At 66.2% G+C, this 14816-nt stretch carries 15 protein-coding genes and 2 pseudogenes; 7 read left to right on the top strand and 10 right to left on the bottom strand.

Annotated features, from left to right (window positions below):
* Nucleotides 1-4: 4 nt before the first annotated feature.
* On the bottom strand, nt 5-604 hold the full coding sequence (locus tag A5779_RS23660; protein WP_064886179.1) for a TetR/AcrR family transcriptional regulator: 600 nt from the start codon (nt 602-604) through the stop codon (nt 5-7).
* A gap of 69 nt (nt 605-673) precedes the next feature.
* Here A5779_RS23660 and A5779_RS23655 point away from each other — a divergent pair, with 69 nt between their 5' ends.
* From A5779_RS23655 to A5779_RS23645, 3 genes are read left to right on the top strand one after another with little or no spacing between them, the layout of a single operon-like run.
* Complete coding sequence (locus A5779_RS23655) at nt 674-1513, top strand: SDR family NAD(P)-dependent oxidoreductase (protein ID WP_236734865.1); 840 nt, start codon at nt 674-676, stop codon at nt 1511-1513.
* Entirely contained in the window at nt 1510-2337 is an 828-nt protein-coding gene (locus A5779_RS23650; protein WP_064886174.1) for a TIGR03619 family F420-dependent LLM class oxidoreductase, read from the top strand. The genes A5779_RS23655 and A5779_RS23650 overlap by 4 nt, the downstream gene beginning before the upstream one ends.
* Nucleotides 2334-2804, top strand: a complete 471-nt coding sequence (locus A5779_RS23645) for a nuclear transport factor 2 family protein (protein WP_064886173.1) — start codon at nt 2334-2336, stop codon at nt 2802-2804. Before A5779_RS23650 ends, A5779_RS23645 begins: the two co-directional genes overlap by 4 nt.
* Here A5779_RS23645 and A5779_RS23640 read toward each other — a convergent pair.
* From A5779_RS23640 to fabG, 5 genes are all read right to left on the bottom strand, one after another.
* Nucleotides 2801-3988 (bottom strand): CaiB/BaiF CoA transferase family protein, encoded by a 1188-nt coding sequence (locus A5779_RS23640; RefSeq protein ID WP_064886172.1) that lies wholly within the window; start codon nt 3986-3988, stop codon nt 2801-2803. The genes A5779_RS23645 and A5779_RS23640 overlap by 4 nt on opposite strands.
* Nucleotides 3989-4077: 89 nt before the next feature.
* Nucleotides 4078-4746 carry a GntR family transcriptional regulator gene (locus A5779_RS23635; RefSeq protein ID WP_064886171.1) on the bottom strand — a complete coding sequence of 223 codons (669 nt, stop codon included), beginning with the start codon at nt 4744-4746 and terminating at the stop codon, nt 4078-4080.
* Between the two features lie 3 nt (nt 4747-4749).
* Nucleotides 4750-5943 carry an acyl-CoA dehydrogenase family protein gene (locus tag A5779_RS23630; RefSeq protein ID WP_036439653.1) on the bottom strand — a complete coding sequence of 398 codons (1194 nt, stop codon included), beginning with the start codon at nt 5941-5943 and terminating at the stop codon, nt 4750-4752.
* Nucleotides 5940-7157 carry an acetyl-CoA C-acetyltransferase gene (locus A5779_RS23625; protein WP_064886169.1) on the bottom strand — a complete coding sequence of 406 codons (1218 nt, stop codon included), beginning with the start codon at nt 7155-7157 and terminating at the stop codon, nt 5940-5942. Before A5779_RS23625 ends, A5779_RS23630 begins: the two co-directional genes overlap by 4 nt.
* On the bottom strand, nt 7154-7942 hold the full coding sequence (gene fabG / locus A5779_RS23620; RefSeq protein ID WP_064886168.1) for a 3-oxoacyl-ACP reductase FabG: 789 nt from the start codon (nt 7940-7942) through the stop codon (nt 7154-7156). Before fabG ends, A5779_RS23625 begins: the two co-directional genes overlap by 4 nt.
* A gap of 66 nt (nt 7943-8008) precedes the next feature.
* Here fabG and A5779_RS23615 point away from each other — a divergent pair, with 66 nt between their 5' ends.
* Genes A5779_RS23615 through A5779_RS23605 form a run of 3 tightly spaced genes read left to right on the top strand, consistent with a single transcriptional unit; the run spans nt 8009 to nt 11534 of the window.
* Complete coding sequence (locus A5779_RS23615; protein ID WP_064886166.1) at nt 8009-9190, top strand: acyl-CoA dehydrogenase family protein; 1182 nt, start codon at nt 8009-8011, stop codon at nt 9188-9190.
* A gap of 25 nt (nt 9191-9215) precedes the next feature.
* Entirely contained in the window at nt 9216-10037 is an 822-nt protein-coding gene (locus A5779_RS23610; protein ID WP_064886164.1) for a mycofactocin-coupled SDR family oxidoreductase, read from the top strand.
* A 6-nt stretch (nt 10038-10043) separates the two neighbouring features.
* Nucleotides 10044-11534 carry a class I adenylate-forming enzyme family protein gene (locus A5779_RS23605; protein WP_064886162.1) on the top strand — a complete coding sequence of 497 codons (1491 nt, stop codon included), beginning with the start codon at nt 10044-10046 and terminating at the stop codon, nt 11532-11534.
* A gap of 52 nt (nt 11535-11586) precedes the next feature.
* On the opposite strand, the gene A5779_RS23600 is transcribed toward A5779_RS23605, so the two are convergent.
* From A5779_RS23600 to A5779_RS34630, 4 genes and pseudogenes are all read right to left on the bottom strand, one after another.
* A complete protein-coding gene (locus A5779_RS23600) occupies nt 11587-12504 on the bottom strand; it encodes an alpha/beta hydrolase (protein ID WP_064886160.1) in 918 nt (305 codons plus the stop codon).
* Nucleotides 12501-13853: a flavin-containing monooxygenase gene (locus tag A5779_RS23595; RefSeq protein WP_064886158.1), complete on the bottom strand. Its 1353-nt coding sequence runs from the start codon at nt 13851-13853 to the stop codon at nt 12501-12503. Before A5779_RS23595 ends, A5779_RS23600 begins: the two co-directional genes overlap by 4 nt.
* A 160-nt stretch (nt 13854-14013) precedes the next feature.
* Nucleotides 14014-14466: a MaoC family dehydratase gene (locus A5779_RS23590; RefSeq protein WP_055119889.1), complete on the bottom strand. Its 453-nt coding sequence runs from the start codon at nt 14464-14466 to the stop codon at nt 14014-14016.
* A gap of 22 nt (nt 14467-14488) precedes the next feature.
* A pseudogene (locus A5779_RS34630) lies at nt 14489-14659 on the bottom strand (formyltetrahydrofolate deformylase); the annotation flags it as partial.
* Between A5779_RS34630 and A5779_RS23585 the strand changes: the two are divergent.
* Nucleotides 14651-14816, top strand: a pseudogene (locus A5779_RS23585) (formyltransferase family protein); the annotation flags it as partial. The pseudogenes A5779_RS34630 and A5779_RS23585 sit on opposite strands and share 9 nt — an antisense overlap.

Genomic DNA, 14816 nt, shown 5'->3' with positions numbered 1-14816 from the left:
CGCACTAACGCCGCCACCGCTGGTCCCACGGGGCCAGCAGCAGTCGGCACGCGTACCGCACATCGGCGACCGCGTTGTCCGTGTCGAGTTGCCCTGCAGTGGCCCAGGTCAGGATGCCGTACATGCACTGCTCGACCATCCTGGTCAGTCGATGATCCTCGGCAGTGGGTTCGGCAATCCCTGCCTCGGCCAGGATCCGTTCCCGCATGGACAGATCGGCAGGCGCATCGGCAGAGGACCGAATAGCGTTGATGGAAACCAGCATTGCCCTGGCCAACGACGGCTGTGCCAGCAACCGCTCGGCGGCGTCCCCCAGGAAGTCGCATACCGCTGCCACCGGATCGTCTGGAATACCACCCGATTCCGGCATCGACCGAATGGATGCGTTGAGCGATGCGGCATAGAGGTGATGCTTGGTCGGGTAATAGCGATAGAGCGTGCCGAGAGCGACCCCGGCCTCGGCGGCGATGTCGGACATCTGCACTCGCTCCAGCCCGTGCACCGCCCCCAGCCGGTCCGCGGCCCGAAGAATCGCGGCGATGCGCGCCTGCTGGCGGGGCGTCGACGCCTGCCCGGGTTTCCGGGGTGTTCCGATGCGCGCCATCCGGACGAACTCCTCGCAAAACTAGAATTGCTTCTAGAAATCAGTACGCAGTGATGCTACAACAGACTGGTGATCGAAGAAGACTCCCAACTCGACGCGACGGCGTTCGATGCGCAGAAGTACGGCCCGTGGGCCGTCATCACCGGCGGCTCGGAAGGGGTCGGTAGATCCTTCGCGCTACGACTCGCCGCGGCGGGAGTGAATCTGCTTCTGGTCGCCCGCAAGCCCGGGCCGCTGGCAGAGTGCGCCGAACTCTGCCGCGCCCGCGGGGTCGAGGTCCGTACCCTGAGCACTGATCTCGCGGAGCCGTCCTCGGCCGGCGCTGTGGCAGAAGCAGTTGGGGACGTCGAGGTGGGCCTGCTGGTCCACAATGCCGGCGCCAACACCCACAGCGCACGGTTTCTCGACGGTGACCTCCCCGCGTTTCAGCGGGTCATCGACTTGAACATCACCACCCCGCTGGCCCTGGTCCACCATTTCGGGGCGGCGATGCGCAGCCGTCGCCGCGGGGGCATCCTGCTCGTCGGATCGATGGCCGGATACCTCGGCTCGAACCGGCACACGGTCTATGGCGGCGTCAAGGCCTTCGGCAGGATCTTCGCCGAGAGCCTCTGGCTGGAGTTGCGGGACGACAACGTCGACGTGCTCGAGCTCGTCCTGGGCGTGACCCGCACCCCGGCGATGGACCGGGTCGGACTCAACTTCGACGTTCCAGGAATGGTGGTGTCCGAGCCTGACGACGTCGCCGGCGAAGGTCTCGCCGCGCTCGGCCAGGGCCCAGTGCACGTCGTGTCGCGACACGCGAAAGTCGCTCATACCCACAATGATCCGGACCGCGCCGCCACCATCCTGCGTACCGACAAGATGATGCGGCAGCTGATGGGATCGAAAGAGGGGTCCGCACAGTGAAGCTCGGACTCTCCACCCCCGTCGTGATGCAACACCCCGGTGAGTTCTCCCCGTGGGAAACGACCGCCGGCCCCGACGAGTTGTCGTTGATCGCCGAGAAAGCAGAAGCCCTGGGGTTTCACCACATCACCTGTGCAGAGCACACCGGCATCCCCGCCTCAGCGGCGGCGGTGCGCGGGGCGGTGTACTGGGACCCGCTGGCCACGCTGTCCTTCCTGGCCGCCAGGACTCGACGGATCCGGCTGGTCACCGCCGTTGTGGTGCTTCCGTACCACCACCCGGTCGCGCTGGCCAAGAGCTACGGGACTCTCGACCGGCTCAGCGGCGGGCGAGTCGTCCTCGGCGTCGGGGTCGGATCGCTCACCGAGGAGTTCGAGTTGCTCGGTGCCCCATGGGAAGGGCGTGGGGCCGCCGCCGACCGCGACATCGCCAGGCTGCGTGCCGCGTGGGGACAGCCGGTGGTCGACGGGTTCGCCATCGAACCACATGCCACCAGCACCGATCTCACGATCTGGGTGGGCGGACGCACCAAGCGCTCGCTGCGCCGAGCCGTCGAGTTGGGCAACGGCTGGATGCCTTTCGGATTGCCGCCGGATACGATCGCCGACTTCCTCGCGCAACGGCGCCCGCCGGCAAATTTCGATGTCGTGCTGTCCCCGGGGGTTCCGCTGGACCCGCAAGGCGATCCGAACAGCACCCGCGCTCGGCTGAGCCGGTTGCACGACGTCGGGGCCACGATCGCCAACTGCACACTGCAGGCCCGCAGCGCCGAGCATTTCTGCGATCAGCTCGAAGCCCTGCACACCATCGGCACCGGACTATGACTGATCCCTTCGAATCCCGGCTGCACGACCTGGAGCGACGACTGCAGGAGCTGACCGACCAGGTCGAGGTGACGCAGCTGATCGCCTCCTACGGTCCCCTCGTCGACGCCGGTGCCGCCGATGACGTCGCGGCGTTATGGAGCAAGGACGGCGGCTACGACGTCGAAGGCTGGCAGATGCGCAGTCGCGCCGACGTGGCCGCCATGGTGAACTCGGATGCGCATCAAACGCTCATCTCGCGCGGTGCCTGTCACTTTCTCGGTCCGGCTCGGGTCACCGTCGACGGCAATACCGCGGAGGCGGTGTGCGAATCGCTGCTCGTGGTGCACCGCGACGGAAAGTGGATCGTCGCACGCGCCGGCGCCAACCACTTCACGCTGCGTCGCATCGACGGCCGGTGGCAGATCGAGCGCCGCACCACCCGGGCACTGAACGGAAGCCCGGAGTCGCGCGAACTGCTGCGCTAGACGATCGCGTTCGCCCGGAGCTGCGCGATCTGCGTTGCGTCGTAGCCGATCTCGACCAGTACCTCGTCGGTGTGCTCGCCCAGCAGCGGGGCGCGCCGTCGGATCGTACCGGGCGTCGCCGACATCCGGAACGGTGTTTCGATGATCGGCACGTCCCGGGAGGCCCCGGGGAACGGCATCCGTTGGAGGTAGCCCATGGCCTGCACATGCGGGTCATCGAGGACATCCTGGGTGGAATGCAACGGGGCAGCAGGCATTTTCGCCTTCTCCAGCAGCTCCAGCACCTGCGCCTTGGTCTTGTCGGCGCACCAGTCGGACATGATGTCGTTGAGGATGTCGCCGTTGGCCCAGCGGATGTCGTCGTTGGCGAATCGTGGATCGTCGAACAGTTCCTCGCGGCCCACGAGTCGGCACCAGCGTTTGAACATGGGCTGTCCGGCGACCTGCAGCAGAACCCATTGATCGTCAGCGGTGCGATACAGGTCGCACGGCGCGACCGACGCACCCTTGTTGCCCATCCTGGGCTTGTCGACCTGCAGCAGTTCGCGCTCGATCAAGAACGCGTTCGACAGCATCAGCGCGGTCGGTAGTAGGGCACCCTCGACGTGCTGTCCCTCGCCCGTCTTGTCACGGTGATACAGCGCCATCATGACGCCGATCGCCAAGGTCAGCGCGGTCCCGAAATCCGCGTAGGGCACCACCGTTCGGATCGGCAGGTCAGGTAGACCCTGCCGGTAGACCGCACCCGACATCACCTGCCCGGCCCCGTCGAAACCGATCTTGTCGCTGTACGGGCCGCCCTCGCCGTATGCGGTGGCGCTGGCCAGGATGATGTCGGGTTTGACCGCCTTGAGGGTCTCGTAATCTAGTCCGCTGGCCCGCATCCCGGCCGCCGGCATGTTGGCGATCACGATGTCGGCCTGCGCCACCAGACGTCGGGTGATCTCGGCGCCCTCGGCCGTGGTGGAGTCGAGCGTCAACGACCGCTTGTTGCGGTTGCACTGCAGGAAGGTGCCGCCCTCGCCGCCCTCGGTGACGGCCTGCACCCAACGGTCTTCCCCGCCTTCACGTTTCTCCACCCGCAGCACATCCGCGCCCATGTCGGCCAGGATCGCGCTGCACCACGGTGCGGCAATGAAGCGGCCGTAGTCGAGAACCCGTATCCCGTCGAGAACCCCTGCCATGCGCCCACCCTTCTCTCGGCGAGCAGACGCAAACTCGCACATTTTTGCACCGAAATGTGCGAGTTTGCGTCTGCTCGCGGATCAATTTGCTACTCCAGCACGCCCAGCCGGTCGAGGTGATCGCTCAACGGCCTGGAGGCCGCACACAGGTGCTCGGCCATGGCGTCGCGGGCCGCATCCCCGTCGCGCGCCTTGAGCGCGGCCAGGATCCGGCGGTGGTCATGAGTGGACTGCTCGGGCCAGCCCTCGACCGTCGGATAGACCGATTCCAGTGCATAGCGGGTGATCTGGGACATCAGCTGCGCCAGCTTGGGCGATTCGGCTGCCCGGTTGACGCCGCGATGGAACGCGTGGTTGAGCCGGACCGCCGCCTCATGATCGTTGTCCGTGTAGGCGACCTCCAGCTCCCGCTGGATTCGGTCGAGGTCGTCGAGTTGACCGTCGGTGATCTGGCCGGCGGCGCGTGACGCCAACTGCCCGCCGATGTGGGCCTGCACCCCGGCCACGTCGTCGATGTCCCGACGGGTGACCGGCAGGACCAGGAACCCACGCCGGGGCTGCTGCTTCAGCAGCCCCTCGGTGCGCAGGCCGAACAACGCCTCGCGCACCGGCGTCACGCTGATCCCCAGTTCGGCTGCGAGCTGTTCGAGGCGGATGTAGTTCCCCGCCGGGTACGTGCCGTCGAAGATCCGCCGCCGGATCAGCCGGGCCACATCCTCGGCCAGCTGTGGGCGCGCAGCGAAATCGGGTATGGACACGGTTCAGACCCGATAGTCGGAGAGCAGCCGCTTGCTGATGATGTTCTTCTGGATCTCGCTGGTGCCCTCACCGATCAGCAGGAACGGCGCGTCCCGCATGAGCCGCTCGATCTCGTATTCCTTGGAATATCCATAACCGCCGTGGATCCGGAAGCTCTGCTGGGTGACCTCCGAGCAGAACTCACTGGCGAGGTATTTGGCCATGCCGGCGGCCACGTCGTTGCGTTCACCGGAGTCCTTCAGCCGGGCGGCGTTGACCATCATCAGATGCGCGGCCTCGACTTTGGTTGCCATCTCTGCCAATTGGAACGCCACCGCCTGGTGCTCGGCGATCGGCTTGCCGAACGTCTCGCGCTGCTGGGCGTAGCGCACCGCCAGCTCGAAGGCACGGATACCCACGCCGCAGGCCCGCGCGGACACGTTCACGCGACCAACCTCGACGCCGTCCATCATCTGGAAGAAGCCCTGACCGGTGACGCCGCCGAGAACGTCGTCGGCACTGGCCCGGTAGCCGTCGAAGATCAGCTCGGTGGTGTCGATGCCCTTGTAGCCGAGCTTGTCGAGCTTGCCCGGGATGGTCAGCCCGGGAACCACTTCACCGAAGCCGGTGGGCTTTTCGACCAGGAAGGCCGTCAAGTTGCGGTGCGGTTTGTCGGCACCCTCGTCGGTGCGCACCAGCGCGGCCACCAGGGTGGAACTACCACCGTTGGTCAGCCACATCTTCTGACCGTCGATCGTGTACGTGCCGTCGTCGTTCTTCTTGGCCCGGGTCCGGATCGCCGCCACGTCGGAGCCCAATTCGGGCTCGGACATCGAGAATGCCCCGCGGGTCTCACCGGTGGCCATGCGCGGCAGGAACTTCTGCTTCTGGGCATCGGTTCCGTGCTGCCGGATCATGTACGCGACGATGAAGTGGGTGTTGATCACCCCGGACACGCTCATCCAGCCGCGAGCCAGCTCCTCGACGCACAGCGCGTAGGTGAGCAGCGACTCGCCGAGCCCGCCGTACTCCTCGGGGATCATCAGCCCGAACAGGCCCATGTCCTTCATCTGGTCGACGATGGCCTGCGGGTAGGTGTCGGAGTGTTCGAGCTCCTGCGCGGTCGGGATGACCTCCTTGTCGACGAATTGCCTGACCGTCGAGACGATCTCGGTCTGGAACTCGGTGAGCCCCAGGGTTTGTGCAAGTCTGGTCATGGGGTCACCCTTTCGAACACAGCGGCCAGCCCCTGGCCACCGCCGATGCACATGGTCTCCAACCCGTAGCGGGCCGAACGCCGGTCCAGTTCCCGCGCCAATGTGGCGAGCATCCGCCCGCCGGTCGCGCCGACAGGGTGTCCCAGCGAGATCCCGGATCCCCGGACGTTGGTGCGCTCGAAGTCGGACTCGCCGAACTTCCATTCCTTCATCACGGCCAGCGCCTGCGCGGCGAACGCCTCGTTCAGTTCGATCAGATCGATGTCGCTGAGCTGCAGGTCGGCCTTGGCCAAGGCCACCTCGGTGGCAGGCACCGGGCCGATACCCATGACGTTGGGCGCGACGCCCGCCGATCCCCACGACACCATCCGCACGAGTGGCCGCAGACCCAGCTCGGCGGCCTTCTCGGGAGTGGTCACGATGCACATGGACGCGGCATCGTTCTGACCGCTGGAGTTGCCCGCGGTCACGGTGGATTCCGGATCCTGCTTGAGCAGAACGGGTTTGAGCTTGGCCAGGGCCTCGACCGTGGTGTCGGCGCGCGGGTGCTCATCGGTGTCGATGACGGTCTCGCCTTTGCGAGAGTGCACGGTGACGGGGATGATCTCCTCGGCCAGCACCCCGGACTCCTGTGCCGCCACCGCGCTGCGATGGGAACGCACCGCGAGCTCGTCCTGCTCAGTGCGGGTGATGCCGTACTCACGCCGCAGGTTTTCGGCGGTCTCCAGCATTCCGCCCGGCACCGGGTAGAACTGCCCACCGGCGGTCGTGCGTCCGCGTGCGAGCCCGTCATGGATCTGCACGCCGCTGCGGGCCCCGCCCCACCGCATGTCGGTCGAGTAGAACGCGACGTTGCTCATACTTTCGGCGCCACCGGCCACCACAAGATCGTTGTCCCCGCTGCGCACCTGCAGGCAGGCCTGGATCACGGCCTGCAGCCCGGAACCGCATCGTCGGTCCACCTGCATGCCGGGAACCGTCACGGGCAGACCGGCATCGAGCGCGACGACCCGTCCGATGGCCGGCGCCTCGCTGTTGGGATAGCAGTGGCCCAGAATCACGTCCTGCACCTGCTCCGGTGCCACACCCGTGCGTTCCAACAGTCCCTTCAGCGCGACGACACCGAGTTCGACGGCGGACAGGGATGCGAACATGCCGCCGTAGCGGCCGATCGGAGTGCGGACCGGTTCGCAGATAACCGCGTCGCGGGTCATACGTGCCGACCCCCGGTCACCTCGAGCACGGTGCCCGTCATGTACGACGACAGATCGCTGGCCAAGAACAGCGCGACCTTGGCCACCTCGTCGGGTTCACCGGCGCGGCCCATCGGGATCTCGGCCAGCTTCTGATCCCAGATCCGTTGCGGCATGGCCTCGGTCATCGCCGACCGGATGAGACCGGGCTGGATCGCGTTTACTCGCACCCCCAGGTGCGCGAGCTCCTTGGCCGACGCCTTGGTCATCCCGACGATGCCGGCCTTGGCCGCCGAATAGTTGGTCTGGCCGACCAGGCCGACCTTGCCCGAGATCGAGGACATGTTGACGATCGCGCCACGCTTGTTCTCGCGCATGATCGCCGCAGCCGACTTGGTGCCGTTCCAGGTGCCCTTCAGGTGCACCGCGATGACCTGGTCGAACTGCTCCTCGGTCATCTTGCGCAGCGTCGCGTCGCGCGTGATGCCGGCGTTGTTGACCATGATGTCGAGCCCGCCGAACCGCTCGACAGCGGCCTGCACGAGGGCCTCGACCTCAGCACCTGAGGTCACGTCACACCGCACCGCGGTCGCGACCTCGGGCCCGCCGAGTTCCTGGGCGGCGGCCTCGGTGGCCTCAAGGTTGACGTCGCCGAGTACCACCCGGGCACCCTCGCCGATAAAGCGTTTCGCGATGGCCAGGCCCAGACCCTGGGCACCGCCTGTCACCACTGCAGTCTGACCGGTCAGCAACGACACCTGATCACCTAACTTTCGATCGCGGGGGCTCTGTCTGGCCCAGATCATATTTCATATACGATATTGGCGATTCATCGCCCCCGCGGATTCCGCGCGACGAAATGGAGCTCACCTGTGACCACGACCGCGGCCACTTCCGAAGTCAGCGACGAGGACTTCGCCGAGATCCTGGCGCAGACCCGTAGCTTCATCCGCTCCGCCGTGGTGCCCCGCGAGAACGAGATCCTGGCCACCGACCAGGTACCCGACGATCTCCGTGACCAGGCCAAGAAAATGGGGCTGTTCGGCTACGCGATCCCCCAGCAATGGGGTGGCCTAGGCCTGAACCTGGCCCAAGATGTCGAACTGGCAATGGAATTCGGCTACACGTCGCTGGCATTGCGGTCGATGTTCGGCACCAACAACGGCATCGCCGGCCAGGTCCTGGTGGGTTTCGGCACCGACGAGCAGAAGTCCCGGTGGCTGGAGGGCATCGCTTCCGGCGATGTCGTCGCCTCGTTCGCCCTGACCGAGCCCGGCGCCGGATCCAACCCGGCGGGCCTGCGCACCAAGGCCGTTCGCGACGGGGACGACTGGGTGATCGACGGCCAGAAGCGGTTCATCACAAACGCGCCCACCGCGAATCTGTTCGTCGTGTTCGCCCGTACTCGCCCCGCCGATGCCGATGGCCCCGGCATCGCTGTGTTCCTGGTACCCGCGGACGCGGCCGGCGTCGAAGTCGGGGCCAAGGACGCCAAGATGGGCCAGGAGGGCGCCTGGACCGCCGACGTCACCTTCGACGCGGTCCGGGTGCCGAACAGCGCACTCGTCGGCGGTAGCGAGGACGTCGGCTACCGCGCCGCGATGACCTCCCTGGCCCGCGGCCGGGTCCACATCGCGGCGCTCGCGGTCGGGTCCGCCCAGCGCGCCCTCGATGAATCAGTCGCCTACGCCGCCGCGGCCACCCAGGGTGGCCAGCCGATCGGCAGCTTCCAGTTGGTACAGGCGATGATCGCCGACCAGCAGACCGGGGTGATGGCCGGACGCGCCTTGGTACGCGACGCCGCCGCCAAGTGGGTGTCCGGCGAGGACCGCCGCATCGCCCCCTCGGCGGCCAAGCTGTTCTGCACCGAAATGGCAGGTAACGTCGCCGATCTCGCGGTGCAGATCCACGGCGGCACCGGCTACATGCGCGAGGTCCCGGTCGAGCGCATCTACCGCGAGGTCCGGCTGCTGCGTCTCTACGAGGGCACCAGTGAGATCCAGCGACTCATCATCGGCGGCGGCCTGGTCAAGGCCGCCCAACGTCAACTCTGAAATACCTATTCACTAAGGAGAATTTATGACCGAGCGGCTCGCCGGAAAGGTCGCCTTCATCACCGGAGCTGCCCGTGGGCAGGGCCGCGCGCACGCGGTTCGGATGGCCAAAGAGGGTGCCGACATCATCGCCGTCGACATCGCCGGTCCACTGCCTCCGAGCGTGCCCTACGACTCGGCCACCCCTGAGGATCTGACCGAAACCGTCCGCCTCGTGGAGGCCACCGGCAAGCGCATCATCGCCACCGCCGCCGACACCCGTGACCACGACGCGCTGCGGGAAATCGTCGGCAAAGGCGTCGCGGAGTTCGGCAGGCTCGACATCATCGTGGCCAACGCGGGCATCACCGTCCCCGAGCCCTGGAACGAGACCACCCCCGAGTCATTCCGTGACGTGATGGACATCAACGTCACCGGGACGTGGAACACCGTGATGGCCGGTGCCCAGCACATCATCGACGGCGGCCGCGGCGGGTCGATCATCCTGATCAGCTCAGCAGCCGGCATCAAGATGCAGCCGTTCATGGTGCATTACACCGCCAGCAAGCACGCGGTCGCCGGCATGGCCCGGGCATTCGCCGCAGAGCTGGGCAAGCACAAGATCCGCGTCAACAGCCTGCACCCGGGTGCGGTCAACATCCCGATGGGCACCGGCGACATGCTGGCCGCGCTCAACCGGGCCAATGACACCAACCCCGGCCTGATGCAGATGGTGACGCCGTTCCTGCCGGATTACATCGCCGAACCCGAGGACATCGCCGATGCCGCGATCTGGCTGGCGAGCGACGAGTCACGGTATGTCACCGCCAGTCGGGTCGCCGTCGATCTGGGCTCCACCCAGTTCTAGGCCGGCATGACCAGCCCGACAAGCACGGACTTCGCCGACAGGCTGGCCACCGGGCTGACGGCGTACGGTGACCGGCCGTTCATCGAATTCGCCCGAAAATGGTACTCGGGCAATGAGATCACGCAGTTCATCGAGCAGATCTCGACCGCATTGGACGAGGCCGGGGTGCTGCCGGGCGAACCGGTCGGCATCGTCGTGCGTAACCGGATTGCCCACGCGGCGACGATCCTCGGGTTCATCGCGACGCGACGCCCGGTGGTGATGATCTACTCCTATCAATCCGCCACCGCGATCGCCCGGGACGTCGAGAAACTGGCGCTGCCGGCAGTTCTCGCCGATGTCGATGACTGGACACCGGAGCTCCATGGCGCGGTGGCCTCGTCGGGCTCGGCCGGCGTCGTGCTGTCCAGCGATCCGCTGCGGGTCGGTGTGACGGCGACGCGGCAGCCCGGCAGCCGACACGACCCGACGCTGGAAAAGACCGGCCTGCACATCCTGACCAGTGGCACCACCGGTCCGCCCAAACGAATCCCGGTCGCCACCAACGTACTTGAGCACACCGTGCTGAGCATGACGATCGGTGCGGGCACCGAGGTGGTCGGAGCCGACACCCCACCAGCCTTGGTGTACTGGCCGTTCGGCAGCATCGGAGTCTGCCAGTTGCTGGCCGCGCCGTGCTCCGGCAAGCGCATGGTGTTGCTGGAGAAGTTCAGCGTCCCCGAATGGGTCGACGCGATCAAGACCTACCAAATCACCCGTGCGGGTGTGCAGCCCGCGATCCTGCGCATGCTGCTACAGGCCGACGTTCCGCGCGAGGACCTGGCGTCGTTGGAGGGACTCTCGGGCGGCTCCGGACCATTGGAGCCGGAATTGCGGGCCGAGTTCGAGGGGCGCTACGGGATCCCCTTGCTGTGGGCCTATGGGGCAACCGAATTCGCCGGATCGGTATGCAGCTGGACACCTGAGCTGCATCGCCGCTACGGCGCGGACAAACCCGACAGCGTCGGCCGGCCCCTTCCAGGCGTGCGGGTCCGCATCGTCGACCCGGACACCGCCGCCGAAGTGCCCGCCGGGACCATCGGTGTGCTCGAAGCCGCCGTCGCCGTCATCGGTCCGGACTGGGTACGCACCACGGACCTGGCGTCGATGGACGAGGACGGATTCGTCATGCTCCACGGGCGTGGCGACGGCGCGATCAACCGCGGCGGCTTCAAGATCCTGCCGGAAACGGTTCGGCGGGTTCTGATCTCACATCCCAGTGTGCTCGACGCCTGCGTCGTGGGAGTTCCGGACGCCCGCCTGGGCGCGGTTCCGTTCGCCGCGGTCGAGCTACGCCGGGATGCCCCGACACCCACCGAGGCCGAGCTGAAAGACCTGGTGCGCGAGGAACTACCCAGCCATCACGTGCCGGTGGCCGTGGCGGTGGTCGATGCACTCCCCCGCAATGCCGCCCTCAAGGTGCGGCCGGCCGACGTCGCGGCGCTGTACCGCACCTAAGATCGCCCCGCGAGCAGACACATATGTACCCGATTTGGCCCGCCGGCGGTACCTAAGTGTCTGCTCGCGAGGAGAGGTGAGCGGTCAGGAATCTCAGCTGATCCTCGGCGGCGGTGTCGAACCAGTCATGCCCCGGCCACACGTCGAAGTGATCACACGGATAGTGATGGACCTGGGCCCTGGCCTGGACCGCCGTCTTCATCACAGAGTTGGCCGGCACGAACCGGTCGAAGTCCGCGATCTGAATCAGCACAGGGCATCTCAGCGCCTTGGCCGCAGCACCGGTGCGGATCTGCACCAGCTCCATGCCGATGGCCGAATCGACTTCGTTGCGCCACGTCGGCCCGGCGATCGCACTGTAGCTTTCGTAGGCCCCGTCGAGGGCGAGCGCGCCCGCCTGCCCCGGCTTGGCCGCCAGCGGCATCAGCGTCGGCTGCCGGCCCGCCGCCACGGCCACGCGACTCTTCACACCGGCCAGGGTCCAGCGCAATGCCGATGCGACGTCGCGATGCGCCACGGCCGCGCGGCTGGCAGCCAGCCCGCTGGTCAACGGAGTCATGCCGATCACCGCAGCCACATCAGTGCACTGCGCGGCGACCCGCAGCACGTGGCTGCCCGAGAACGACGACCCCCACAGCACGACCCGCCGACGGTCCACACCCGGCAGTTGTTGGGCCGCCGCGATGGCCGCGCCGTAATCCGCCATCTGACGTTCGACCGAAACGCTTTGCCGCGGTAGCCCTTCAGAAGCACCGAAGCCCCGGTAATCGAAGGCCACCACATCCAGGCCAGCTGCGCTGAAGCGTTCGGCGAAGGGCTGCAGCCCGGAGTCCTTGGTGCCACCGAAGCCGTGCGCCATCACCACGACCGGTCTGCCCTCCGGTCCGGCGAAGCCGTCGTCTCCAGCCTGGAAGTGCCACGCACTGCACCGGTCGCCGGCCGAGTGGAACGTCAACTCTGCGTAAGTCATGCGATCACCCCTGCGGTCACGCCGCCACCGTCTGCCGCACGTGCGGCACCCGCAGGTAGTTCGCGCACCCGGATATCGTGCTCGTAGTAGAAGTAATCCACCTGCTGGGTGTGCCGAGGACGGTCCGTGCAGTGTCCGCCGTGCAGTTGCTGATCGGCGTCGATCACCCGTTCCATCTCGGCCACCGACGGCAGGGCGTAACGCCCGACCGCGTAGGCCGCGAGCAGTCGCGACTGGCACTCGACGAACGGGAACAACGTCGGAATCGCTTGGGCGAAACCCATGAACACAAGATCATCGATACCCGGCTTGAACATACGCTTGTAGAGCCGGATGTGGTTGCCGGGCGCATCGACGACGTCGGGGTCGAAGAAGGGGAAGGTGATGTTGTAGCCCGTCGCGTAGACGATCACGTCGAAGACGTCACTGGTCCCGTCCTCGAAATGCACAGTGTCACCGTCCAAACGGGAAACGTTCGGCTTCGGAATGACATCGCCGGAGCCGAGTCGTAACGGCAACTCGACCGACTGTGTCGGGTGCGCCTCGAACAGCTTGTGGTTCGGGGCAGGCAGTCCGTACATGGTCGGATCGGTGCCGAGCATCGGCCCGATCAGCTGGACCATCTTGCGCTGCCACGACAACGGCAAGTAGGGATTGGTGCGGAAGTATTTGTCACCCGGTTGTCCCGCAATGTATTTCGGGACGATCCAGGCGCTCGATCGGGTGGACAGCGTCACCTGGTTCTGCAGGGATTTGGACGACAACTCGACGGTGATGTCAGCGGCACTGTTGCCGATGCCTACCACCAGGATCCGTTTGCCGGTCAGCTCGAGCGGCTCTTTCGGGTCGATGTAGTGGTGGGAATGGATCTGCTCACCGGTGAAGGTGCCGGGAAATTCTGGTAGTCGAGGATCCCAGTGGTGGCCGTTGGCGACGACAAGCAGGTCGAACTCACGGCGGGCGCCCGCCTGATCCTCGATCTCCCAACCGCCCCCGTCGACCCGTGTCGCGTGCACCACCCCGTTGCCGAACTCGATGTTCTCCAACAGCCCGAAGGCATTTGCATAGGCGTCCAGATAGGCCTTGATGTCGGAGTGGTGTGGGAACGACGGGAAATGCTCGGGGATCGGAAAGTCCTTGAACGACAACCGATGCTTGCTGGTGTCGATGTGCAGCGAGCGGTACGCGCTGCTGTGTCCGTTCGGATTGCCGAAGGCCCAGTTTCCACCGATGCGGTCCGACGTCTCGAACGTGGTGTACGGGACCCGGTAGTCCTTGAGCATCTTTCCGGCGGTGAGCCCGCTGATGCCCGAGCCGATGATCGCGGTCCGCGGCAGTGAACGCTGCAATACAGTGCTCCTTCACATTGTGATGCAGAACACTAGCAGCGGCCTTTGACGGCCGTCAATGAATTCTGACAAGTGTCAGAAACGCCGCGAGCAGACGCAAACCTGTCCATAAATCGCGTAGCCGGGACAGGTTTGCGTCTGCTCGCGGAAGAACGAAACCTCAGCCGATGAAGCGGACGATCGACTCGGCGACCGCGGCGGGCTTCTCGGAGCCCTCGATCTCGACCGTCACCGTCATGGTGGCCTGCACCGCACCGTCGAGCTGCGCGACGTCGGAGATCGCCGCCCGCGCCCGCACGTTGGCCCCGACCCGCACCGGCGTGATGAACCGAACCTTGTTGTAGCCGTAGTTGACCGCCAACTTCACATTGTCGACGCGGTACAGCTGATGGGTGAAGTGCGGCAACAACGACAGGGTGAGCAGGCCGTGCGCAATGGTGCCGCCGAACGGCCCACCGGCCGCCTTCTCGGGATCGACGTGAATCCACTGATGGTCGTCGGTCGCATCGGCGAATAGATTCACGCGCTCCTGGGTGATCTCCATCCAGTCCGTCGGGCCGAGCTCGCTACCCGCTGCCGCCACGAACTCGTCAAGACCATTGAAGATTTTCACGCTCACTCCTCCCGACCCGTGGTCAGAAGACCACGGTCTGATTCCCGAACCGGATTACGCGGTCCTCACAGTGCCACAGCACCGCCCGCGACAACACCAGGCGTTCGACATCGGCGCCCAGCCGCTGTAGGTCACCAACCGAATGCCGGTGGTCCACCCGTACCACGTCCTGCTCGATGATCGGCCCTTCATCGGTGCGGCGCCTTACCGCAGGGCAAAGGAGCGTGGGGTCAAGTTGGTCGGTGCGACAGCGCATTACGTGACCGGTGACCTCGATGAAGGGCCGATCATCGAGCAGGACGTGGTACGGGTGGACCACCGGCATTCGGTTGGTGACCTACAGCGGCTGG

This window comes from Mycolicibacterium peregrinum (assembly GCF_001665625.1).
GTDB lineage: Bacteria > Actinomycetota > Actinomycetes > Mycobacteriales > Mycobacteriaceae > Mycobacterium > Mycobacterium peregrinum_B.
Note: the sequence above shows the minus strand (reverse complement) of the source record. Positions and strands in the feature narration are given on the sequence as shown.